This window comes from Sphingomonas guangdongensis (assembly GCF_900199185.1).
GTDB classification, from domain to species: domain Bacteria; phylum Pseudomonadota; class Alphaproteobacteria; order Sphingomonadales; family Sphingomonadaceae; genus Sphingomonas; species Sphingomonas guangdongensis.
Genome location: NZ_OBMI01000002.1, coordinates 102,344 through 123,685, shown reverse-complemented (window position 1 = coordinate 123,685; position 21,342 = coordinate 102,344). Strand labels below are relative to the sequence as shown.

Annotated in this window: 23 protein-coding genes; 8 read left to right on the top strand and 15 right to left on the bottom strand. The window is 70.3% G+C overall.

Going from position 1 to position 21,342, the window contains the following annotated elements:
* Window positions 1-19 precede the first annotated feature (19 nt).
* Together CRO12_RS07675 and CRO12_RS07670 are read right to left on the bottom strand one after the other, a co-directional pair.
* Window positions 20-874, bottom strand: coding sequence for a fumarylacetoacetate hydrolase family protein (locus tag CRO12_RS07675; RefSeq protein WP_097063490.1), 855 nt, complete (start codon window positions 872-874; stop codon window positions 20-22).
* 38 nt (window positions 875-912) lie between these two features.
* Window positions 913-1,707, bottom strand: coding sequence for a DUF1206 domain-containing protein (locus tag CRO12_RS07670; RefSeq protein WP_097063489.1), 795 nt, complete (start codon window positions 1,705-1,707; stop codon window positions 913-915).
* Window positions 1,708-1,882: 175 nt separating this feature from the next.
* On the opposite strand from CRO12_RS07670, the gene CRO12_RS07665 reads away from it, so the two are divergent.
* A complete protein-coding gene (locus tag CRO12_RS07665) occupies window positions 1,883-2,728 on the top strand; it encodes a DUF1521 domain-containing protein (RefSeq protein ID WP_097063488.1) in 846 nt (281 codons plus the stop codon).
* A 49-nt stretch (window positions 2,729-2,777) separates the two neighbouring features.
* Here the strand turns inward: CRO12_RS07665 and CRO12_RS07660 are convergent, their stop codons facing one another.
* From CRO12_RS07660 to CRO12_RS07640, 5 genes are all read right to left on the bottom strand, one after another.
* Complete coding sequence (locus CRO12_RS07660) at window positions 2,778-3,395, bottom strand: hypothetical protein (protein WP_179640924.1); 618 nt, start codon at window positions 3,393-3,395, stop codon at window positions 2,778-2,780.
* 3 nt (window positions 3,396-3,398) lie between these two features.
* Window positions 3,399-4,073, bottom strand: coding sequence for a hypothetical protein (locus CRO12_RS07655; protein ID WP_097063486.1), 675 nt, complete (start codon window positions 4,071-4,073; stop codon window positions 3,399-3,401).
* 38 nt (window positions 4,074-4,111) lie between these two features.
* A complete protein-coding gene (locus CRO12_RS07650) occupies window positions 4,112-5,224 on the bottom strand; it encodes a hypothetical protein (RefSeq protein WP_097063485.1) in 1,113 nt (370 codons plus the stop codon).
* A gap of 70 nt (window positions 5,225-5,294) precedes the next feature.
* A complete protein-coding gene (locus CRO12_RS07645) occupies window positions 5,295-6,122 on the bottom strand; it encodes an ankyrin repeat domain-containing protein (RefSeq protein ID WP_097063484.1) in 828 nt (275 codons plus the stop codon).
* A gap of 40 nt (window positions 6,123-6,162) precedes the next feature.
* The gene (locus tag CRO12_RS07640) at window positions 6,163-7,122 is read right to left on the bottom strand and encodes a Tle-like phospholipase domain-containing protein (RefSeq protein ID WP_097063483.1); all 960 of its coding nucleotides are present in this window, start codon (window positions 7,120-7,122) and stop codon (window positions 6,163-6,165) included.
* Window positions 7,123-7,347: 225 nt separating this feature from the next.
* Between CRO12_RS07640 and CRO12_RS07635 the strand changes: the two genes are divergently transcribed.
* The 3 genes from CRO12_RS07635 (at window position 7,348) to CRO12_RS07630 (ending at window position 8,754) form a co-directional block, all read left to right on the top strand.
* On the top strand, window positions 7,348-7,836 hold the full coding sequence (locus tag CRO12_RS07635; protein WP_245858324.1) for a VOC family protein: 489 nt from the start codon (window positions 7,348-7,350) through the stop codon (window positions 7,834-7,836).
* Between the two features lie 78 nt (window positions 7,837-7,914).
* Window positions 7,915-8,424 carry a hypothetical protein gene (locus tag CRO12_RS17945; protein WP_179640923.1) on the top strand — a complete coding sequence of 170 codons (510 nt, stop codon included), beginning with the start codon at window positions 7,915-7,917 and terminating at the stop codon, window positions 8,422-8,424.
* Between the two features lie 132 nt (window positions 8,425-8,556).
* The gene (locus CRO12_RS07630) at window positions 8,557-8,754 is read left to right on the top strand and encodes a hypothetical protein (RefSeq protein WP_097063482.1); all 198 of its coding nucleotides are present in this window, start codon (window positions 8,557-8,559) and stop codon (window positions 8,752-8,754) included.
* A gap of 7 nt (window positions 8,755-8,761) precedes the next feature.
* Here the strand turns inward: CRO12_RS07630 and CRO12_RS07625 are convergent, their stop codons facing one another.
* Genes CRO12_RS07625 through CRO12_RS07590 form a run of 8 tightly spaced genes read right to left on the bottom strand, consistent with a single transcriptional unit; the run spans window position 8,762 to window position 15,017 of the window.
* Window positions 8,762-10,348: a pentapeptide repeat-containing protein gene (locus CRO12_RS07625; RefSeq protein ID WP_097063481.1), complete on the bottom strand. Its 1,587-nt coding sequence runs from the start codon at window positions 10,346-10,348 to the stop codon at window positions 8,762-8,764.
* A gap of 16 nt (window positions 10,349-10,364) precedes the next feature.
* Window positions 10,365-10,763, bottom strand: a complete 399-nt coding sequence (locus tag CRO12_RS07620) for a helix-turn-helix transcriptional regulator (protein ID WP_097063480.1) — start codon at window positions 10,761-10,763, stop codon at window positions 10,365-10,367.
* The gene (gene sctT, locus CRO12_RS07615) at window positions 10,760-11,593 is read right to left on the bottom strand and encodes a type III secretion system export apparatus subunit SctT (RefSeq protein WP_097063479.1); all 834 of its coding nucleotides are present in this window, start codon (window positions 11,591-11,593) and stop codon (window positions 10,760-10,762) included. The genes CRO12_RS07620 and sctT overlap by 4 nt, the downstream gene beginning before the upstream one ends.
* Window positions 11,590-11,856 (bottom strand): type III secretion system export apparatus subunit SctS, encoded by a 267-nt coding sequence (sctS, locus tag CRO12_RS07610; protein ID WP_281253394.1) that lies wholly within the window; start codon window positions 11,854-11,856, stop codon window positions 11,590-11,592. Before sctS ends, sctT begins: the two co-directional genes overlap by 4 nt.
* Before the next feature lie 15 nt (window positions 11,857-11,871).
* Window positions 11,872-12,558 (bottom strand): type III secretion system export apparatus subunit SctR, encoded by a 687-nt coding sequence (sctR, locus tag CRO12_RS07605; protein WP_097063478.1) that lies wholly within the window; start codon window positions 12,556-12,558, stop codon window positions 11,872-11,874.
* Entirely contained in the window at window positions 12,558-13,514 is a 957-nt protein-coding gene (locus CRO12_RS07600) for a FliM/FliN family flagellar motor switch protein (RefSeq protein WP_144033560.1), read from the bottom strand. Before CRO12_RS07600 ends, sctR begins: the two co-directional genes overlap by 1 nt.
* Window positions 13,511-13,864 (bottom strand): flagellar biosynthetic protein FliO, encoded by a 354-nt coding sequence (fliO, locus tag CRO12_RS07595; RefSeq protein ID WP_097063476.1) that lies wholly within the window; start codon window positions 13,862-13,864, stop codon window positions 13,511-13,513. Before fliO ends, CRO12_RS07600 begins: the two co-directional genes overlap by 4 nt.
* Before the next feature lie 4 nt (window positions 13,865-13,868).
* Window positions 13,869-15,017, bottom strand: coding sequence for an EscU/YscU/HrcU family type III secretion system export apparatus switch protein (locus CRO12_RS07590; protein ID WP_097063475.1), 1,149 nt, complete (start codon window positions 15,015-15,017; stop codon window positions 13,869-13,871).
* A gap of 460 nt (window positions 15,018-15,477) precedes the next feature.
* Here CRO12_RS07590 and CRO12_RS07585 point away from each other — a divergent pair, with 460 nt between their 5' ends.
* From CRO12_RS07585 to CRO12_RS07570, 4 genes are read left to right on the top strand one after another with little or no spacing between them, the layout of a single operon-like run.
* Window positions 15,478-16,416: a lytic transglycosylase domain-containing protein gene (locus CRO12_RS07585; protein WP_097063474.1), complete on the top strand. Its 939-nt coding sequence runs from the start codon at window positions 15,478-15,480 to the stop codon at window positions 16,414-16,416.
* A gap of 2 nt (window positions 16,417-16,418) precedes the next feature.
* Entirely contained in the window at window positions 16,419-18,371 is a 1,953-nt protein-coding gene (locus CRO12_RS07580; protein ID WP_245858322.1) for a flagellar biosynthesis protein FlhA, read from the top strand.
* Complete coding sequence (sctC, locus tag CRO12_RS07575; protein ID WP_097063472.1) at window positions 18,368-20,152, top strand: type III secretion system outer membrane ring subunit SctC; 1,785 nt, start codon at window positions 18,368-18,370, stop codon at window positions 20,150-20,152. Before CRO12_RS07580 ends, sctC begins: the two co-directional genes overlap by 4 nt.
* The gene (locus CRO12_RS07570) at window positions 20,149-21,318 is read left to right on the top strand and encodes a hypothetical protein (protein ID WP_097063471.1); all 1,170 of its coding nucleotides are present in this window, start codon (window positions 20,149-20,151) and stop codon (window positions 21,316-21,318) included. The genes sctC and CRO12_RS07570 overlap by 4 nt, the downstream gene beginning before the upstream one ends.
* The last annotated feature ends 24 nt before the right edge of the window (window positions 21,319-21,342 follow it).

Here is a 21,342-nt window from a genome sequence, read left to right as displayed (position 1 = left end):
CGCGCCGCCGCACGCCGGCTCACGCCACGGGTGCGGCGACGAAGGTCTGGCGCTGCTGCCCCAGCCCGTCGATGCCGAGCGTCACCACGTCGCCGTCCTTGAGGAAGCGGGGGCTCGGCTTCTGTCCCATGCCGACGCCCGGCGGCGTGCCGGTGGTGACGATGTCGCCGGGCAGCAGCGTCATGATCTGCGACAGGTAGGCGATGATCTGCGCGACGGAGAAGATCATCGTCGCGGTCGATCCGTCCTGCTGGCGCTCGCCGTTGACGTCCAGCCAGAGCCGGAGCGCCTGCGGGTCGCCGACCTCGTCTGCGGTCACCAGCCATGGCCCCACCGGACCGAAGCCGGGGAAACCCTTGCCCTTGTCCCAGGTCGGACCGCGCTCGAGCTGCCACTGGCGCTCCGACACGTCGTTGACCACGCAGTAGCCCGCGACATGGCGGAGCGCGTCGGCTTCGCTGACGTAGGACGCAGCAGTGCCGATGACAACGCCGAGCTCCACCTCCCAGTCGCTCTTCTCTGATCCTTGCGGGATGGTGACCGGGTCGTTCGGACCGCCGATGCAGCTCACCCACTTGCTGAACACGACCGGCTCGGCCGGTACCGGCAGGTTCGCCTCCGCGGCGTGATCGGCATAGTTGAGCCCGATCGCCACGAACTGGCGCGTGCCGGCGACCGGTGGACCGTAGCGCACGCCGTCGGCGACCAGCGACAGCGCCGCCGGGTCAACCCCGGCGAGCGTCGCCAGCGTTTCCGGCGCGAGCGTGCGCGCATCGATGTCGGCCAGGTAGTTGGAGAGGTCACGGATGCGCCCGTCGGCATCGATCATGCCGGGCTTCTCGGCACCGGGCGCGCCGTAGCGGCAGAGCTTCATTGTGGTCGGTCCTCTTCCTGTACGGCAGGCGTGCTGCGCTAGCGGAAACTCGTCACCCGCGCGACCAGCCCATCGACAGGTACGTCGTGAAGCGTCCGGAAGCGCGCCTCGACCAGGCTGAACAGCCCGAAGCCGAACAGCCCCAGCGCGACGACGATGTCCCACGGGCTCGTCAGCCACGACAGCACTTCCGCCATGCCGCCCGCCTCGCTTGACTGCTGATCCCACCCGGCGCGCAGCAGGAACAGTCCGCTGATCAGGAACACCAGCCCGCGCGCGGCATAGCCGGCGCGCCCGCTCCACTGCACCCACGCCGCCCGCGCGACCTGCGGCTCCAGGTAGCGCAGAAAGCTGCCCTTCACCGCCTTGACCAGCTGGACGCCGCCCAGACCTAGCAGGACGCCGCCGCCGAGCAGCACCACTGCGAATCCGCCAGGCAGCCGCAGCGCGGTCGCCGCGCCGTCCTGCGCTCCGCCGCCGCCGGTCGCACTCGCAACACCCTGGATCAGCCGGATCGCCTGCCAGGCGAGGAACAGGTGGACGATGCCGCTGACGCCTGCGCCCAGCCGCTCGCCCGCGCCCTTGCGGTCGCTGCCGTGGCGTTCCAGGTCGAACGCCGCATCGGCCAGCCGCCAGATGCCGTAGCCGACCAGGCCCGTCGCCATGACGCCGAGCAGCAGCCGCCCGCCGCCCTCCCCCAGGTAGCGCAGTGCGCCGCTCGGGTCCTCCGCCCGGCCCGTGCCCAAGATCAGGAAGGCGATGACCAGATACAGCAGCCCGCGGGTCGCGAAGCCGACGCGGGTGAGGGTGGTAAGGCGGGTACTGGCACGCATGGACGACCTCCTGTTGCGCGCGCCAACGTGCACGGTGGCGTACCCGTTCCGCGCCCGCAACGTCCAGCCGCCGATAGCTCCTCCACGTTTCGCCTAGGCACCTCCGCGTTCCGTGGAGGGCTTGCGAGGCTGCGACGCGGTAACCCTTTGTTCACCGTCAAGCGAAAGGCCGATCATGACCGTGAACGCACTAGCCGCGACCAACGCCAGCATCGGCTTCATCGCTTTGTCGCAACTCGCCGGCACCGGCTGGAACCAGCTCGCCGCGGGCATCCTGGTGCAGGCCGCCGGTCGCCTGCTCGCCGGCCCGTTCGCGCAGAGCTGCCTGCCCGCCACCGCCTCGCTCAATTGCGGGGTGGCTGGTCGCGAGCCGCTCGCCAGCTGGACGGCGAGCACCACCGGCACGCACACCGCGGCGCTCGACCTCGGCGACGGCTATTCCCTCAAGATCGACGAGCGCAACAGCGAGATGACGATCTTCAATGCCGCGACCGGCGAGAATACCCGCATCTGGGGCGATCCGCACGTCGAGGTCGACGGCAAGCACGCGTTCGACTTCTGGGGCACAACAACCTTCCAGCTCGAGAACGGCACCAAGATCACGATCAACACCGAGCAGTTCGCCGGCAACCCGAACATGTATGTCGCGAGCCAGGTGGTCATCACCAAGGGCAACAACTCCGCGGTGATCGAGGGGATCAGCCAGAACCAGCTCGGCGACCTGAGCGTCAGCGTCGGCGGCAACGGCTACGCGCTCGATGCCGCGCATCGCGACGGCTGGACGGTGCAGGAGAACGCGAGCGGCTCGGGCTGGCGCGCCGACCACGGCGGCATCGCGACCCAGGCCGACGCCGACATCACGCGACCGGGCGAGGCCTACGGGCCGGGCGCGACCGCTCCGAGCCTTGGCGAGTTCTGGCAGCTCCTCGGGACCTTTCTCGCGTTCGGGCGCCTGGACATCGGCGCGGACGCCGCCCTCTCCGATCGCGCCGCGATCCGCGCCTTCGCCCGGCTGGTCTGAGCCGGCCTGCACCAGTCATCTCCTGACCGGCGGGCGCACTGCCCGCCGGTCATTTCCTGGTGGTTGGCTCCAGCGTCCAATCGACCGAACAGGCGGCGAAGACCTCCACCGCGGCGCGGTTGGCGCGGAGCAGGTCGGGGTGGATGCTGTTGACCAGCGCGAAGCGGTAGCGCCCTTCTTCCAGAAAAAGGACCTCCGGCGCGTCGGCGCCGCGCCGCAGCGCGTAGAGGTCGTCTGCCCGCACGACGAACCGCGCCTGCTTTCGCGCCCTTGACCAGCTGATCACATCGGAGGGCAGCAACAGGTCACCCTCCTCCGTCTCCTCGTTGTACGGTGAGTAGACGTCCAGCAACCCGCGCGTCGGCGTGACCACCGCCAGCGCGTGCCGCCGCATCGCGACGCTCTCCGGGAGGTGCAGTACCAGCGTCCGCCGCGAGGTGCTGATCGCGGGCGGGGTGCAGGCCATGCCGAACGCGCCACGCGGTGGCGGCGATCGGCGGCGCGCACCCGCCACAGCCGCGGCAACGTCACGCGTGTACGCAGCCTTGGGGTCAGACCCCGGCGAAGGTGTCGCCTTTTTAGCCGCAGCAGACATGCGCGCGGGATCGGTACCGAACGCGAGCACGGCCAGCAGGGTAGCAGCGGCACGATGTCGGCGCGCGCTCACCGATCAGATATGGTCGAAGCCGCCGGCGACGATGCCGCTCAGCGTGCGGCCGAGCGGCGGTGCGGCGGTCGGAGCGCGGCCACGCAGCGCGTAGACGACCTCCAGCACCTCATGCTCCAGGTCGAGCGCGATGGCGGGCCGCTCGCCCTGGCGATCGCGCCACACCACCACGCGCCGATATGGATAGCTGCCGGCATCCTCCGGTAGTTGATCGAGCTCCCACCGCCACTCGTCGCGACGGCGGGTGATGCCTTCGCCTTCCAGCAGCGCGAGATCGGCGACCAGGCTGAAGAGGATGTCGTCGCCGCGCCGCTCGCTCGCGACGAAGGCGTCGATCGGCGCGTTCACCGCCGCCCCGCCCGGCATCCACGCGCGCGGCGGCAGCGCCTCCGCTAGCCATGCCGTGAGCCGAGCGAAGGCCGGGGCGGGATCCGCCGTGGGCTCGAGGATCGGGCTGACATCGACATCGTGGTCGGCAAGCACCGCAGCGAGCGCCGCCAGCCGCTCGTCGCGAGTCGCGAGAAATCGCTGGAGGTTCTCTGCCGCCATCGCCGGCGTCAGCCGCTTGGCCGGTCCGACGTGGGCGGGCAGGTTCGGCGGATAGTGGGCGAGCGCTGCGGCGAGCGGCCCGTCGCCTGCCCTGCGTCGCCCGAACAGCGTGTCGAACAGGCCAGCCATGGCGCGAGCCTATCTCCTGCCCGTCCTCGCCGCCAGCCTCAGATCAAACTCCTGATCCCGTCGAACAGCCCGCGACCGGCCCCGTCGCCGGCGAGCGCACCGATGGCGCCGCCGACGATGCCGCCGACCACCGTGCCGACGCCCGGGAAGATCATGGTGCCGATCGCCGCGCCGGCGAGCGCGCCGGCGTAGCCGCCGGCCGCACCGCCGACCAGACCGGAGGCCGCGCGCCCGGTGTTCTCCCCCACCTGGTTGCCGTCGGCGCGGAACGCGCTGCCGATCTCCACCGCGTCCATCACCAGCCCGACCGGCCGCGCCACCCGGCCGACAACGTCGAGCACCCGTGCGCCGCCGCGCAGCGTCTGGTTCTCTGCCAGCCGCATGCCGTCGAGGGTCGCTTCGCTGGTCGCGCGAGCGTTGGGGCCGGTGCGACCGACCTTGGATTCCACCTCCACCCGCTCGTTGAAGCGCGGGTCGCTTGCCGGGCGCGTGCCGACCACGTCCAGCCGGCGCTGCCCGTCCTGCACCGTCACCTGCGTCTCGACGTCGTAGCCCTGCGCACGAAGCCGATCGGCGATCGCGGCCTCGGCCGCGGCGCCGTTGATGTTGTTGGCTCGCCCGACGCCGACGCCGGAGGCCTGGCCGACGCTGCCGGCAGGCGGCACGTTGTTCCGCGGATTGATGGTCAGCCCGTGCTGCTCGAGCAGAGCGGTCAGCCCGGGCGTGAAGCCCGCCTTGCCGGTCCATGCGCTGCGCGTTCCCTCCCACTGGACGGAGAGGATCGGGTTGTCGATCAGCGTGCGCGTGCCGGCGGTCGCTGCGCCGTGCGCGGCGCCGGTGATCGACGGACCGGGAACCGCGCTCGACTGGTCGCGGGCGGCGGCGACGACCTCCCGCTCGAACGCGCCCGCAGCCACCGGGCTGTGCTGCGCGAGCTCGGCACTGATCGCGCGATAGGCTCGGTCGGCGACGGGCGCGTCCGTTCGCGCCGCCGCTACCACGTCGCGGGCGAGCCCCGCGGTGTCGATCGCGCCCGTGGCGGGGCTGGTCGCCCGGTCGACCAGCGCCTTCGCCGGGTTGGTCGGCGTCGATGACGGCGCCCGTGCGACGTCGAGCTGAACGCGCGTGCGCAGGGCGGCATCGGTGAGCATGGGCGGCGACTCCGGCTATCCTGGCCGGCAGCCTGCGGGCGCGTCCCGGCGCGCGCCATCGGCAAATCGCCTAGTTGTCGGGGGTTGCCTGCCCGGGCGGCGGCGGCGGCCACGGCCGGCCGCCGCGCCGCGCGCGTTCGATCAGCCGGGCGTGGGCCGCCGCCTCCGCCGGGTCACCCGGGTCGGGCGTTTCCACCAGATTGTGGACCGGCATGTGGTTGCCCTGCGACATCCGCCAAAGCGGTGCACCAGCCGCGGCGAGCACATCGGCGACCTGGAACCGGTCCATGTCGAGTGCCGTCTCCAGGTGCCCGCGGCCGAAGCGGTCGACCCACTGCTGGTCCAGCCCGTGGCGGACCAGCATCATCGTCGCGCCGAGCTGCCCGGCCGCCGCCACCTCGCGCATCAGGTTGACGCCGCCGCGCTTCTGCGGATCGGGCGACGCGCCCGAGCGGAGCAGCAGTTCCGCCATCGTCGGCGCGTCGGCGAGCAGCGCGAAGGAGAGCGCAAGGCCCGGTGCCGCCCCGTCGGCGGGCACGCCCGCGTCGAGGAGCGTCGCCAGCATCGCCTCGTCGCACGCCGTAACCGCAAAGGTCAGCAGGTCGCCGTCCTGTCCCGCCGGCCGATCGCCGCGCGTGTCGTAGCGGACCTGGAGATTGGCCAGCCGCGGATCGGCGCGGAGCTGCGCCGCGACGCCTGCGCGATCTCCCGCGACCAGCGCATCGTACAGCCGCCGCCCGGCCTCCCCATGGGTCAGGTTCGGCCGGACGCGCTCGGCCCGCGGGAAGTTCAGGTCGGGCTTGCGGGAGAAACACGGGGGAGAGGCCATCGCGCAGCCCTGGCTGGAGAGGATGGTGAGCCCCAGCAGCAGCGTGGCAGCGGCGCGGATCGGGGCCATGCCCCCGCTCATGCGCCGCGCCGGCGCGCTTGGCTAGACGTCACTGGGCGCGCAGGCTCGCCAGCACCCAGTCCATGCCGTGCTTGTCGACCGCGTGACGTTCCCAGAAGTGCTTGCCCTCCGGCGCCACCGCGTCGAGCTCGATGCGGTGGCCATATGCCTCCGGCGCGTCGACCTGCGCGCCGAGCACCCCACCTGAGATGCCGCCGATCGCGTGGCCGATCAGCGCGCCCGCGACCCGGTCGCCGCCGTCCTGGAGCGCGGACAGAATCTCGCCGCTGACGTAGTAGGCGCGGATATCGGGGACGCCACGGCGCGACGCGGTGCGGATCGCGTCCGCCTGCCCGATTGTCGCGTCGCTGAGGCCCGCCGCGTTGAAGGTCGTCGCCTCGCGCCCCGCCGCGAGCCCGGCCGCCGACGCGAGCCCACCGCCCAGCGAGTGGCCGGTGAAGGTGACGTTGGCGGCACCCGAGCGTGCGACCTGGCGCCCGAGCGCCAGCGCCTGACGGTAGTGATCGGTGCCGAGCCCTACCGCCTGGCGCGCATCGGCCACCCAGTCGCTCCCGCCCGCCGTGCCGCGGAACGCGATCACGACCTGCGCGCTCTCGCCCGTCCCCGACACATAGGCGCGGGCGCGATAGCCGCTCGCCCGCGTGGTCAGCTGCGCCGGATCAACGCCGATCGCCGCCAGTTCCGCATCGCTCGCGACCCGGAAACCCGGCGGCGGCGCGGGCACGTCGTTGTAGACGTCCTGCGCCATCTCCGCGAGCGCGACCGGATCGGGCGCCTGCACGCCCCGCGCAGCGGCAACGCTGGTGACGCCGCTCGCGGCGGCAACTGGCACCGGCGGAGTCGGCGGCGGCACCGCGTTCCACGCCGCCAGCTCGCGCGGCGGCACGCTCGCCTGCGCCTGCGAGAGCGACAGCCGCGCAGGATCGTCGATCTGCCCCGCCGGCTCGATGCGACGAATGGCGGTCTGTTCGATCCGGTCGATCAGCATGGCAGGCGCGGGCTCATGCGCGCACCGTGGCAGCGAAGGGTGCGCCTGTCCCTAGACGAAACGTGGAGTGGGCTCCGGTCGCGCCGTTAAGGCGGTGAACGTCCGCTAACGCCCGCTTACGGACGTTGTTCGTTCGGGCGGGTGATGCTAAAAACAATCGTCGAAAAAGGCGAGATCGGTGCGGTTAGCCCGGTCCCTGCTGTGAAGTAGGGCCTGACCTTCGCGATGGCGTTGAGTCCCAAGACCTTGAGCGGTGTCTGCAATGGTGCGGCACCGATGGAGGCCTTTGAGATGCAGCAACAGATTTCCGTGGTCACGCTGGGCATCACCGATCTGGCTCGGTCTCGCAACTTCTATGCGGACGGGTTTGGCTGGGAGCCTGTCTTCGAGAACGACGAAATCATCTTCTACCAGATGAATGGCTTCGTTCTGGGTACTTGGCTCACATCCGCGCTCGAGAACGACATGCAACGTGAAGGGCTCATGAGACCTGGTGCTTTCGCGCTGGCGCATAACGTCAGCGCTCAGGAGCAGGTGCAGCCACTGCTCGATAGGTTGGTCTTCGCAGGTGGCCGGATGCTCCGCACCGGCGACGCGCCCGTCCATGGCGGCTTTCGCGGCTACGTTGCAGACCCGGATGAGCATTGCTGGGAAGTCGCCTGGAACCCAGCTTGGTCGATCAGCGAGGATGGTCGAGTGACATTCGCGATGTGATCTCACTGTCCGCTTCTCGGTATATTGACCGGAAAGCGGACAGGCAGCTTTCCACCAGAAGCGAGCATTCCGCGCGGCGTGGCAGCGAACCTCCGCTTCCGCCCGATTGTGGACACTGCGCAGGCCGCTACTGTTGCCAACATGAACTCGCTCCGCTTGCTCTACCGGACAGAAGACGTACGGCATGGGGAGCTTTCGACGACTGTCGAGAGCGGAGACTTTCGCGGAGTTGGGTCAGCGTGGTTCACGATCGAACAGTTGCGCGAGTTCTGGCGAATGGCAGGCGCTTACCCGATCTCTGAGCGGGAAGAGCCTCATCTCGCCGGCGGATACTGGGATGACAGCGGTGAGACGCTACGCCAGTGTCATCTGAGTATCCGGCTATCGCCACATGATCGGCAAGGCTCCATCCGCGTGACAGTTGCACTGGCGTCGCCGGCTGAGCGGGGCGAAGCCGTTGATCTACACCAAGCGGTGACTACTCGCTTTCGCGCGACCTACGGCGACATAGATCGTTTCCGTGCTGCTTTCGGAGCGATGCTTGACGGCAACGCCGGGGACGCCACGCTTGAAGGTACAGCAACGTAGTGCGAACCTGATCTCCCGCTGTCCGCTCCCCGGCTGCGGACTTCAAGTCGCTCTCACTTGTCACCATCGAAGCGTTCGATATCGTTGCTGCGGCACCGTGGGTTCCGCGAGGACGAACGAAGGAGTGATGACATGGCCGAACAACCCGGCGTGCCGACGTCGCGCTTCCTCGTCGGGATCATGCTGGGCGCGGCGCTGGCGCTGATCGCGCTGGCCGTGTGGATGATCGCGACGGATCGGGGATCGCCGGTGTTCGTGGCGGTGGCGGGTTCGATGCTCGCGTCCTTCGCCGCGATCGTTGCCGCGCAGGCCAAGAAGACGAAGGGCTAGCTCGGCCTCACATCTCCTCCCACATGACCGCCAACGACGCCTCGGGGACGTTGGCGCGGGTCATGGGCACGAAGATGCCGTTCGATCCGCACGACACATAGGGCTCCCCGGTGGTGATCAGGCGGAGCTCGTCGCCGGTCAGTTGCATCACGGCGGTACCCTGCACTGCCGGGCGGCGCTTGGTGCGCGGGCGGCCGCCGCCGACCAGCATCAGCTTGGCGGAGTCGTAGCTGAGGCCTTCCGCCTGGAGCTGGCAGCCACCCGCCGCCGCGCCGCGCGCCTCGATCCGGCCGTCCGCGCCGACCTTCAGCAGCACGCGCGCCTGCGCCGACTCGAGCAGCACCGGGCTCGTCCGCATGAACAGCTCCGACCGCGCAAGGTCGGGAGAGAGCGCGGAATCGCCGGACAGAAACATCGCAATGCCGCCCGGCCGCATCCAGGCCGGACGTCCGCCCGCCCGCGCCAGCGCTTCGTATCGCGCGCGGTAGACCGGCACCAGGCAGCGGGCGATCTCCTCCTCGCCGCGCTCGCCGCAGGCGTCGCGCTGGGTGAGCCACGATGCGCGAACGCCGCGCGCCGGCACCCGGGTGCGCGCGCCCGCCTCCGCCTGCGCGACCAGCTTGTCCAGGCGGCGCAGCTCGCTGTTCTGGGTCGCGCAGATCGAGCGCTGGACGGGCGTCACGATCGCGCCGCAGTCGGCCGCCTGGTCGCCGGAGGCAAACGCCTGCTGGATGCGTGCGATCTCCGCCGGCAGGTAGATGGCGGCGCTCCGCCGGCTGCGCACCACCAGCGAACCGAGCAGTCGCGCGCCCTGCAACCGGGCGAGGTGGTCGACGCCCACTTCGGTCTGGTCGAGGATCGCGCCGGTCGCATCGACGTCGGTGAATGGAAAGGGCCACACGCTCGCCTTCGCCAGATTGGCTTCCTTAAGCGACAGGCCGTCGCGCTCGAGCGGACAGCCGTCCGTCTCCGTCACGCCACACTCGATCCGGAAGCCGAACAGGCTGGCCTTGTCGAGCTTAAGCCCGCGCATCGACCCGCTCCAGCCCCCATCGAGGCGCCCGCGGGTGAGCGCTACGCCGGTCGCGTCGACCCCGGTCAGCTTGGCATTGCGGAACAGGACCCAGGGCAGCTGCGCGGCGACGAACTTTGCCCCGGTCAGGTCGCTGTCGACGAAGCCGATGCCCGAGCCGCTGAACCCCGACCAGTCGGACAGCCCCAGTTTCGCACCCATGAAGCAGATGTCCGACAGCCGCTTCTTGGCGTCGAAGCGCTGGCCGGGGAGGTTGACGCCGCTGACCAGCAGCACGCCCTGACGGCTGCGGCGCAGCTTCTCCAGCGCCTTCAGGTTCATGCGGCTGCCGTCGATCACCCCGGCGGCGGGCTTGGTCGCGGCGAGCGCGGGAGCGTTCACCAGGCACGAATTGGGGGGCGGCGCGTCGACCGGGAACAGCTCGCCGCCGATCGGCGCGGCCTTGTTGGGGGCCTCCACGACGATGTCCGGTCCGCGCGGCGTGCGGCGCTGCGCCTCGGCGGCTCCGGCAGCGCAGAGCGCGAGAAGGGCAAGCGCGCGCATCATCGTCGTGGCGGTCACAGGCGACTCCGGTTGATCAATCGAGGGGGTGGAACAGCAAGCCGGCGATGCAGCCGAGCTTGCGCATGCCGTCGATGCCGAGCTTGCCGACGGCGTTGTTGAGGTGGGAGCGCACGGTGCTCTCGTTCATGCCGAGCAGCAGGCCGATGTCGGCATTGGCGCGGCCCCAGCCGAGCAGGCGCAGCGCCGCCGCCTCCGTCCGGGTGAGCGACTGCAGCCCGGCGAGGAACGGGAGTGGCACCCGCATGCCATCGACCAGGAACTCGCCGATGCGGACGTCCGGACGGGTCGGCTGCGCCGCCTCGTGCTGGCGCAGCAGCTCGACCAGGCGGGTGAGCTCGGCCGTGTCGGACACGCCCTCGCCGGAGCGCGGCCGATGCGCCGGAACGGCGCCCGCCACCGTGTCGCGCGTCATCGCGGCGCCTCTTCCGCCTGCGGGCGGCCGACCTGTTCCAGTACCGCGTCGGCGACGTCGCGGCGGCTGCCGATGTCGCGCAGCACGGCGTCCGCCAGGAACGGCAGCAGCATCAGGATGACCGCGGTCGCCGCCGCGGCCTTGATCGGCATGGAGAGCGAGAAGACGTTGAACTGCTGCGCGAAGCGGTTGAGCAGCCCCATGCCGAGGTCGATCACGTAGAGCACCAGGATCACGGGGGCGGAGAAGATGAAGGCGAGCGTGAACATGCGCCCGAACTCGCCCTCGAACAGGCGCACCGCCTGCGCGTCGAAGCGCATGCCCCCGGGCCCAAGCGGCCAGACGGTGTAGCTGAGCATGATCGTGCCGACGAGCAGCGTGATCCCGCCCGCCGACACGAACAGGATCTGTGCCAGCCGGCTGAGCAGCGTGGCGGTGATCGACTCCTGCATGCCGCTCAAGGGGTCGACCAGCTGGCCGATGGTCGCACCGACCTTGGTATCGATGATCTCGCCGGCCGCGCCCATTGCCCAGATGACGGTTCCAAAGAAGAAGCCGATCGTGACGCCCGCGATGATCTCCTTGGCGAACAGCCAAAGCCAGTCGCTGGCGGCTAGCTCGCCCGGGCGGAAGCCGAGCGGCATGGACAGCGCGATCAGGCCGAAAGCGATGATGATGCTGTTGCGGACGGTCGCGGGCATGACCTGCGGCGAGAAGATCGGCACCATCACGAACGCAAAGGCGAAGCGCGCGGCGGCAACGCCGACCGTCAGCACCTGCTCCGTCCACGGCGCGATGTCGATCAGGCCGGTCGTCGCGGCGGTGCTCAACGGACCATTTCCGCAAAGCCGGAGAAGATCGCATCGCCGAACTGCAGCAGCGCGCCCGACAGCAGCGAGGCGGTGACGAACAGCGTCAGCACGATCGCGAAGAACTTGAGCGTGTACTGGAGCGTCTGTTCCTGGAGCTGGGTCGCCGCCTGCACCACCGCGACCAGCAGCCCGACGATGGAGGCGGCAATGATCGGCGGCGCGGACAGCAGCAGCACCAGCCACAGCGCCTGCGTGGTCAGCCCCAGCATGTCGCCGCTCACCTGGCCGCGCTCCCGCTAGACATAGGACAGCACCAGCCCGTGGCTGAGCTTCACCCAGCCGTCGATCAGCACGAACAGCAGGATCTTGAACGGCAGCGATATCGTGACCGGCGACAGCATCATCATGCCCATCGCGAGCAGGATGTTCGAGATCACCATGTCGATGACCAGGAACGGCAGGAAGATGAGGAAACCGATCTGGAACGCGACCGTCAGCTCGCGCACCACGAACGCCGGGATGATGACGATGAAGTCGCGCTCGCCGATCGTGGCGCCCTGCTCCGGCCCGCTGATCCGGCGCTGGGTGCCGAGAAAGAAGGCGCGCTCGCGCGGGTCGCTGTGCTTCAGGAGGAACTGGCGGAGCGGCTCCTTGGCGCGGTCGGCCGACGCAAAGATCGCGTCGGTCCCCTCGATCGTGCGCACCGGCTGCTCGTCGCCGGGCATGGTCGCGCTCTGCGCCACGCCGCTCGCGATCGTCATGTCGGTGAGCGTCGGGTACATGACATAGGCGGTCAGGATCAGCGCCAGGCCGTTCAGCACGACGTTGGGCGGCACCTGCTGCAGCCCGAGCGCGTTGCGCAGCAGGCTCAGTACCACCACGATCTTGGTGAACGACGTCACCATCACCGCGAAGAACGGCGCGAGCGCCAGGATGATGACGGTGAAGAGCGCCGAGCCCGGCGTGAAGGACGACATGTCCATCAGTCGGCACTCTCGGTCGGGACCGATGCCAGCCTGTCGACATGGACGGCAAAGCGATCGCCCAGCCGCACGATCTCTCCCGCGGCGATGACACGGCCGCCGACCGAGAGCGTTACGGCAAGCCCGGCGGTGACGGGCCCGAGCGGCAGCGTCCCGCCCTCGCGCAGCGCGGCAAGGTCGGCCGCCGTCACCGCCACGTCCGGCAGTCCCACCGCGACGCTCACCCGCAGTTCCCGCATCCGGTCGGCCGCCGGCTGGTCGTCATCCAAGGCCCCGTCCCTCCCGTTCCACGCCGGGGCGTGTACCAGCGTGCCGCTCCCCGGTTCCAGCGCGACGGCGAGGTCGCCCTGCGCGGCGATTGTTACCGTTCCGCGCCACGGACCGGCCGGCAGGACCAGCAAGTCGCCAGGCCCGAGCGCCGCCGCGTCGTCGATGGCCAGCGCCGCCGCGGCGATGCTTAGCGCGGCAGGGAGCGGCACATCGCGCAGCCACCGATTCGTTACGGCTTCGGTCTGCGTCGCAGCCGCCAGCGCCGTCGGGACCGCGAGCGACAGCGTGATCCAGGCCGTCCCATTTCGGGACGCCGCAATTGATACGACAACGCTGTCCTGGGGCACGTCTCGCACCGCTCGGCCGGGCTCGATCACCCAGCCCGTGACGGATTCGACCGCGTCGAGCAGCGGCTCCGCCGTCGCGAGTGCGGCGACCACTTCGTCGACTCGCTCCGGATGGAGCGCGGCGGCATTGCCGGCAACCGAGTCGATGCTGACCGAAACCGAGTCATCGCCGACCCACCACCAGCCCGATCGATCGTCGCGGAGCGAGGCGCGCAGCGTCACCCCCTCCCCGGCCGGCGCGCGCTCCAGCAGCAGCGCGAGCCGCTCCGCCGCACCCTGACGCACCGGGTCAAGCGTCCGCAGGTCGAGCGCTTCCGGCGCCGCCATCTCGCCGCTCACCAGTCACCGCCGAGCGGCGCAGGCCGCGGTGGGGCGGGCGCTGGCGCAGGAACAGCAGTGACCGCTCCGCCGGCGTCCCAGCGAGATAACAACGTCACGCCGCCCGCGCCGATCCCGAGCAGCATCGTCTCCTCGCCCACCTCGATCAGCACCACCCGCTCGCGCTGACCGAGCGGCAGGGCGCGGATGAAACGCAACGGACGGTCGTTGGCGCGCTCTGCATCGCGCGGCCCGAGCGAACGGTCCTGCCACTTGCGCAGCAGAAAGATCGCGCCCCAGGCGAGCCCAAGCACCAGCGCCAGCGAGAAGACGAGCGCCGCGAGCGACGACAGCAGCGTTCCGAAACCCATGAGCCTAACCCCTTGCCGGCATCGCCGCCGCGTCGACGTCCTGCACCATCGGCGCCTTGCCGTCGCGCGCGCGCTTCGCCCACAGGATCACCTCGGCCACCGCGTCGAACAGATCCTCCGGCACCACGTCACCGACCGCGCCGCGCGCCCAGATCGCGCGGGCGGCGCTCACGTTGCGGATGATGGGCACCCCCGCCTCGCTCGCCGCTGCGCGCATCGCCGCGGCGAGCGGCCCTTCTCCCTTGGCGGCGATCACCGGCACCGGGCACTCGTCGGCGTCATAGTCCAGCGCGATCGCAATGTGGGTCGGGTTGACCAGCAGCGCCGCCGACTTGCGTGCGGCGCCGACCGGATTGCCGCTCGACCATTCGCGGTGCAACTCGCGCCGGTGCGACTTCACGTGCGGGTCGCCCTCGTCGCTCTTGTGCTCCTGCTTCACGTCGCGGCGGCTCATCTTCATGCGCTTGGTGAAGCTGTGCTTGGTCCAGATCCGGTCGAGTACCGCGACTACGAGGAACGCCGCCACCGTCCAGCCGAGCAGCTGCACCGTGACCGAACTGGTGAGCGCCAGGCTCTGCCGCGCGGCCTCCGGCCCGGTGCCATCGACGGGTGACCAGCCGGCCGCCGCGATCATCGTGCCGAGCTCCGGGAGCACCGCCCTGATCGCCAGCCACGTGATCGCGACCAGGACCAGCGCCTTGGCGAGCGACTTGGCGAGCTCGACCAGCCCGTCCTTGCCGAACATCCGCTTCAATCCCTCGAGCGGGTTCATCTTGTCGAGCGATGGTTTGAGTTTCTCGGTCGTGAACACCGGCCCGATCTGGAGCGCCTCGGCGAGCAGCAGAAAGGCCGCGATCGGAGCGAGCAGCAGCCCGGTGGCGACCAGCAGCACCCGAACGCAGGCGGCGCCAAGCGACCAGGCGGCGTTGCCGAACTCACCACTCGCGGCGGCGCTCAGCGATTGTTCGCTAAGCGCGGCGATGCTGCTTGCCACATAGCCGGCCGCGAACACGAACATGATGAGCCAGGCGAGCGCGCCGAGCGCGGTGCCGAACTCCTTCGACTTGGCGACATCGCCTTTGGCGCGGGCGTCACGCAGCCGCTTGGGCGTCGGCAGCTCGGTCTTCTCGCCGCTGTCACCACCCTTTGCCACCGCGCGCCCTCCGTCATGCGGCGTCCGGTTGCGCGACCCGCCGCTGCATCCTGCAGCGCGGGAGCACGGCAAAGGTGCGCCAGCGATTCTCACTCAAACACGCGCTGCACCAAAGGGCGTTTCGGCCGCAGCAGGGACGGTCGGCACGTCAGTCAGAACCCGATCCCGACGAACCGATGCAGAGCTAATGACCGCCGATTATGACCTGTCAATGAAACTGTGCGGCGAGCGGTGTGCCATCAGCGATGAAGCGACGGAACATAGTCATTTTGCTGAGATGGAGTCGTCGGCGTAACAAATTAGGACGCGAAAACAGCGGGTTCGTGCAAAAAGCTGTTGCCTTCAATGCGAAGTCACATGCATTAATGAAGTGTTGCTGAAACAGGGCGTGTTTTCGGCAGCACCAGAACCCCTCGGATCGGGCGCAGGTCATTCCTGCGCGGTTGTGGGGAGAGTCACGGTGAAGCGCAGCAAGCGAAACGCCCGTATCCAGCACCAGTTTTTGGCAATCGGGGCAATGGTGGTCGGTGGCCTCTGCTCCCCCGCGTTCGCCCGCGACGAGCGCCCGTTGCCGGAGCCGCTGGCGTGCCCGGTCGATGTGCCGGTGCGAGTCGCCAGTGCCGACACGCTGCGCCGCTTCACCGCGCTCGATGGCTGCTCTCCCGACGCGGTGGTGGTCGCCGCGCTGCCCGATCCCGGTCCCGCCGCCCGCCCCTTCGATGGCGCGCCGGTCTCGATCGACGGGGCGCGTCACTACCAGGCTCAGCGCGTGCGCAAGGGCCGGATCGGCGACACCACCGTGCAGACCGCGGCCGTCGGCGCCGCCGGCACCCGCGTCGTCCGCATAATCCCGATCCTGCCGAAGGAGGAAGAGGCGCCCGCCGCCATCGCGCCGGCACCGACCGCGCTGGCCGCCGAGGAGCCCGCCACCACGCCGGTCGGTTTCGTCGCCCCGAGCGAGTCGGCGATCCTGGCGATGCGCCCGGCGAGCTTCACCACGCCGTACGACTCGTTGATCACCCGCGCCGCCGCTCGCCACCGCGTCGATCCGCTGATGCTCCATTCGGTCATCAAGCAGGAGTCGGCCTATCGGCCCGGCGCAGTCAGCCGGGTCGGCGCGCGCGGGCTCATGCAGATCATGCCGGGCACAGGTTCAGACCTGGGCGTCGCCAACGCCAGCTACCTCCTGGATCCGGCGACCAACATCGATGCCGGCGCGCGGCTGCTGAAGAAGCTGTGGGGGCGCCTTGACGGCCGCTTCGACCTGGTCCTCGCCGCCTACAACGCGGGCGAAGGCGCGGTCCGCAAGTACGGCATGCAGGTGCCGCCTTACGCGGAGACGCGGAACTACGTCAGCAAGGTGCAGGCTTCCTACTACGACCTGGTGGCGGGGCGCTGAGCGTGCAGCTCGCCGCCAAGCGGTTCGCAGGCCGCGTGCGGGTCGCCGACGCGCTGCTGATCGGCGTGCTCGCGTCGGTCGTCGCGCTCTTCATTTTGCCGATCCCGCCGCTGCTGCTCGACCTGCTGATCGCGATCAACATGACGCTGGGGCTGCTGCTACTGCTGAGCGTGCTCTACGTCGCCAAGCCGCTCGACTTCTCGACCTTCCCGAGCGTGCTGCTGCTCACCACGCTGTTCCGGCTGGGGATCAGCGTCGCCACCACCAAGATGATCCTGCTGACCGCCAACGGCGGCCACATCGTCGCGCAGTTCGGTGAAATGGTGGCGGGTGGCAATCTGGTGGTCGGGTTGGTCGTCTTCCTGATCATCACGGTGGTGCAGTTCATCGTCGTCGCCAAGGGTGCTGAGCGCGTGGCGGAGGTCGCCGCGCGGTTCAGCCTGGACGCGATGCCCGGCAAGCAGCTGTCGATCGACAGCGACCTGCGCTCCGGCCTGCTGACCAAGGACGAGGCGCGCGAGAAGCGTCGCGCGGTGGAGAACGAGAGCCGGCTGTACGGCAGCCTCGACGGTGCGATGAAGTTCGTGAAGGGCGACGCGATCGCGGCGCTCGTCATCGTCGTCATCAACCTGCTCGGCGGCATCGCGGTCGGCATGTTCTGGCACAACATGCCGATGGGGGAGGCGGTCTCGACCTTCTCCGTGCTGACCATCGGCGACGGGCTGGTCGCGCAGATCCCCGCCTTCTTCTGCGCGCTCGCCGCCGGCCTGCTGGTGACCCGGACGACCGACGAGGAGACGGAAAAGGAGCTCGCCCCCGCAATACAGCGCCAGCTGTCGGGCAAGCCGCACGTGTTGCTGATCGCGGGCGCGCTCGCCGGCGCGCTGGCCCTCGTTCCCGGCTTCCCGGTCGCGGTGTTCCTGCTGATCGGCACCGCGCTGGTCGGCGCCGGCGCCTGGGCGCATCCGGCAGCGGGCGCTTATCTTCGCGGCCGCCTGGGGATCGCCGAGGAAACGCCCGGCAGCCCGGACGACGTCGCCGTCCACGCCGGCACGCTTGTGCTCACCGATCCGCTCCAGCTGCGGGTGGCGGAGGGCCGCGACCCCGCCTCGCTCGCCGCGCTGACCGCCTCAATCCAGGCGCGACTCGCCGCGCTTCAGGACGGCAGCGGCATCACGGTGCCGCCGCTGCGCGTCCTGGTCGACCGGTCGGGCACGCTCCCGCCCGGCGGCTGGGCGCTGATCGCGTTCGATGCGCCGCTCGGCTCGGGCGTGCTGCCGGCAAGCGACGACGCGCGGCTGGTCGCGCTCACCGCCGAGCTGCTGCGCCGCAACCTGTCGATGTTCCTGGGGCTTCAGGAGGTAACCGACCTCCTCAACTGGCTGGGTGATCGCTACCCGGAGGTCGTCAAGGAGGCGGTCCGCGCCGTCCCGACCGCCACGATCGCCGACGTGCTGCGGCTACTCGCCGAGGAGCAGGTGCCCCTGCGCAACCTCCGCGACGCGGTGGAGGCGATCGCCGCGGCCGGGCAGATGGAGCGCGATCCGCGTGCCATCGCCGAGCGGGTCCGCGTTGCGCTCCGCCGTAACATCGTCGCGCCGCTGACGGTCGAAGGGCGGCTGAAGGTGGTCATGATCGGCAGCGTGGTGGAGGAGGCGCTGCGCGACACCGTCACCGCCATCGACGGCCAGTCGCGACTCGCGATCGCGCCCTATCAGATGCGCGCGCTGATCGACCTGCTCCGGCGCGAGACCGAGGCATCGGGCGCCCGCGCGATCCTCACCGCACAGGACCTGCGCCGCGCGCTGCGGCTGGTGACCGCCGCCGACATGTTCGATGTCCCGGTGCTGTCATTCAACGAGCTTAACCCGGCCGTGCCGCTCGATGTCGTCGCCGAGCTCAATCACGCACCGGACCTTTTGGGCTTCACGCCCCAGACCGAGGCTGCCGAATGAACCGATCGCTGTCCCTCGTCCTTGCGGGCCTGCTCGCCTGCGCCGCCACCCCGGCGCTGGCAGGGGAGGTCCCGCCATTCCCGGTCAAGTCGGTGTCGATCAACGCCCGTGGCCAGGACGTCCGCGCCTTTCTCTCCGACCTGTTCAGCCAGGGCGGGTTGCGGGTGAAGGTGAGCACCGCCGTCTCGGGCAAGGTCAACGGCGTGTTCGTCGACACGCCCGAGAAGATCTGGACCCAGATGGCGCGCGCCTACGGCCTGGTCGGCTTCCACGACGGCGGCGTCACCCGGGTCTATGCGCAGTCGGAGATCGCGACCCGGTCGATCGCCACCCCGGCCGCCGCGCGCGTCGCGGGTGAGGTCGAGCGGCTGGGCCTCGCCGACGGGGTCAACAACGTGCGTACCGGCGGCAATGCGATCATCGCGACCGGCGTGCCGGCCTTCCTTGAGCGCGTCGAGGAACTCGCCGGCAGCGCGGTGCTGAAGGCGCCGCAGTCCCAGGCGGTTGCGGCTGTCCCCGCTCCGGCCGCGGGCGGAGCGATCGCCTCCCCCCTGCTCCGCATGCCGGCGCGCGGCACCGTGCGCTCGGTCGTCACGGTCGCGGCCGGTCGCGCCTCGCCGTTCGAGGTGCGCATGTTTTTTCTGAAATACCGTGATGCCGCGGACAAGGAGCTGACCAGCTCCGACCGGATCACGCTGGTGCCGGGTGTCGCGACGCTGCTGCGGGAGCAGATGGGCAACGGCAACGGCGTGTCGACCGCCTCGTCCAACCAGTACCGCATTTCCAATATCGACCGCTCGCAGGAGCGCGGCTGGGGTGCCGGCGACCCGCTCGGTCCGACCGATCTGGCGCGCGGCGGCACCGCCGACCTGCCGCCGGAGGTGGCGCTGCTCGACCCGAACGCCGCGCGGATCAGTGCCGACCCGACCAACAACGCGATCATCGTCCGCGACCGGCCGGAGCGGATGGGCGTGTACGAGCAGCTGATCGCCAACCTCGACACCGAGCCGCTGATGATCGAGGTCGAGGCGTCGATCATCGAGGTCAACACCAGCAAGTTCCGCGAGCTGGGGGTCGACTGGAACCTCGGCATCAACGGTCTGCGCCTGGTGTTCGGCGGCGAGGTCGCGGGCGGTCAGGGTGCGCCGAACATCGGCGGCCAGTACATCAGCGGATCGGGCGACGACTTCGCGGTACGCATACGCGCGCTCCAGCAGAGCGGCGCGCTGCGCGTCGTCTCGCGGCCGGTGCTCAGCACGCCGACGAACCAGGTCGCGGTGTTCGACGACACGACGCAGCAGTTCGCCCGCATCACCGGCGAGCGCGAGGTTGCGCTGAAGACCATCACCTACGGCCTGTCCATGCGGGTCCAGCCGAGCGCGATCGAGGACGGCGGCGAGATGCGGATCCGCATGGCGATCGAGATCGCCGACACGCGGCTCAACGGCCTGGTCGTCGACGGCATCCCGCTCTACTCGGGCCCGCGCATATCCACCCAATCGATCGTCAAGCACGGCGAGGCGGTCCTGATCGCGGGCATGACCACCGCGACACAGTACGACTACAAGAGCAAGACCCCGGTGCTGGGCGACATTCCGGTGGTCGGCCAGGCCTTCCGCAAGCGCAACAAGGGCGAGGCGCACTATGAGCGGCTGTTCCTGATCACGCCGCGGATCGTGTCCTCGCGCGTCACCCGCGCCAACATGCAGCCCGCCGCCGCCCAGCCGCTCAGCGTCGAAGAGCTGCGCGCCGGCCGCCGTTTGGCATCGAAGCGCAAATGAGCGACACGATCGTGATCGAGCCGTCCGCGCCCGAGACGACGCTCCCCGCCGGTCCGGTGCGCCTGCGCGTGCTGAGCGGGCGGCTGGCGGGGGCGGAGCATCGCCTGCCGCCGGGGCGCAGCATCACGGTCGGCCACAGCTTCGAGAACGACGTGGTCCTGCGCGGGGACGGCACCGCCGGACTGTCGGCGGAGCTCCACCTGGGCGACGGCGCGACCCTGCTGCGGGTGCTGAGCGGCACGGTGGTGGCGCTCGGCCGCGAGCTGTCGGCGGGCGAAGAGCTGCTGCTGCCCCCCTATCTGCCGGTCCGGCTGGGCGAGTTCGCCTGGGCGGTCGGTGCCGACGATCACGCGCGCTGGGACGAGGCGGGGCGCCTCGCCGGCAGCGTCGCGCGCCCGCTGGAGCAGGCAACGCAGGAGCGGCCCCGCGCCGACGTGCGCCAGCGTCTGGCCACCCGCGGCGATCGCTGGCTGCAGCTCGGGCGCAAGCGGATCGGCGCGCTCGCGGCGGGCGGTGCCGCGGTGCTGCTCGCCGGCATCGCGATCCCCAGCGTCGATTACTGGCGCGCGCTGCAGAACCGCGATCCGGCGGCGGTGAAGCGCAAGCTCGCCGCGGCCGGCTTCCCCGGTCTGACGGTCGCCGCCGATCCGGGCGGCGCGGGCGTGCTGATCACCGGCGGCGTCGCCGACGACCGCGCGGCCGAGCGGCTGGACGCGTTCGCCGCCGAGCAGCTGCCCGGCGCGCTGGTCGAGGTCGAAACCGCGACCGCGATGGCCGCGGCGGCCACCGACGTGCTGCGCGCGAACGGTGTCGACGCGCGGGCGCAGGGGGTGCGGCCGGGCACGATCGCCGTGCTCTCCGCCTACCTGCCCGTCGACAAGCAGCTGGAGGTGGAGGAGCTGCTCCGCCGCGACATCCCGACGCTGCGCCACGTCGAGTTCCGCGCAAGCGCAGGCAAGGGTTCCGACGACCTGCGCCACTTCTTCAACTCCGGGCGCTTCGGCGCGGCGAGCTTCGTCGACGGCGACCCCGGCTTCATCACCACCGCCGACGGATCGCGCTGGTTCGCCGGCGCCACCCTACCCACCGGCCACAAGATCGTGAGCGTCGGCCACGGTCAGGTGACCCTCGAACGTGCAGGCCAGATCGAAGTCCTGCGAATGTAGTTGCGTGCAACCTCTAGCCAAGGA

Bases quoted from the DNA above. Each gene is read 5' to 3' on its own strand.
- CRO12_RS07675 (WP_097063490.1), bottom strand. From the start codon at position 874: ATGAAGCTCTGCCGCTACGGCGCGCCCGGTGCCGAGAAGCCCGGCATG.
- CRO12_RS07670 (WP_097063489.1), bottom strand. From the start codon at position 1,707: ATGCGTGCCAGTACCCGCCTTACCACCCTCACCCGCGTCGGCTTCGCG.
- CRO12_RS07665 (WP_097063488.1), top strand. From the start codon at position 1,883: ATGACCGTGAACGCACTAGCCGCGACCAACGCCAGCATCGGCTTCATC.
- CRO12_RS07655 (WP_097063486.1), bottom strand. From the start codon at position 4,073: ATGGCTGGCCTGTTCGACACGCTGTTCGGGCGACGCAGGGCAGGCGAC.
- CRO12_RS07650 (WP_097063485.1), bottom strand. From the start codon at position 5,224: ATGCTCACCGATGCCGCCCTGCGCACGCGCGTTCAGCTCGACGTCGCA.
- CRO12_RS07645 (WP_097063484.1), bottom strand. From the start codon at position 6,122: ATGGCCCCGATCCGCGCCGCTGCCACGCTGCTGCTGGGGCTCACCATC.
- CRO12_RS07640 (WP_097063483.1), bottom strand. From the start codon at position 7,122: ATGCTGATCGACCGGATCGAACAGACCGCCATTCGTCGCATCGAGCCG.
- CRO12_RS07635 (WP_245858324.1), top strand. From the start codon at position 7,348: ATGGCGTTGAGTCCCAAGACCTTGAGCGGTGTCTGCAATGGTGCGGCA.
- CRO12_RS07630 (WP_097063482.1), top strand. From the start codon at position 8,557: ATGGCCGAACAACCCGGCGTGCCGACGTCGCGCTTCCTCGTCGGGATC.
- CRO12_RS07620 (WP_097063480.1), bottom strand. From the start codon at position 10,763: ATGACGCGCGACACGGTGGCGGGCGCCGTTCCGGCGCATCGGCCGCGC.
- sctR (WP_097063478.1), bottom strand. From the start codon at position 12,558: ATGGACATGTCGTCCTTCACGCCGGGCTCGGCGCTCTTCACCGTCATC.
- fliO (WP_097063476.1), bottom strand. From the start codon at position 13,864: ATGGGTTTCGGAACGCTGCTGTCGTCGCTCGCGGCGCTCGTCTTCTCG.
- sctC (WP_097063472.1), top strand. From the start codon at position 18,368: ATGAACCGATCGCTGTCCCTCGTCCTTGCGGGCCTGCTCGCCTGCGCC.
- CRO12_RS07570 (WP_097063471.1), top strand. From the start codon at position 20,149: ATGAGCGACACGATCGTGATCGAGCCGTCCGCGCCCGAGACGACGCTC.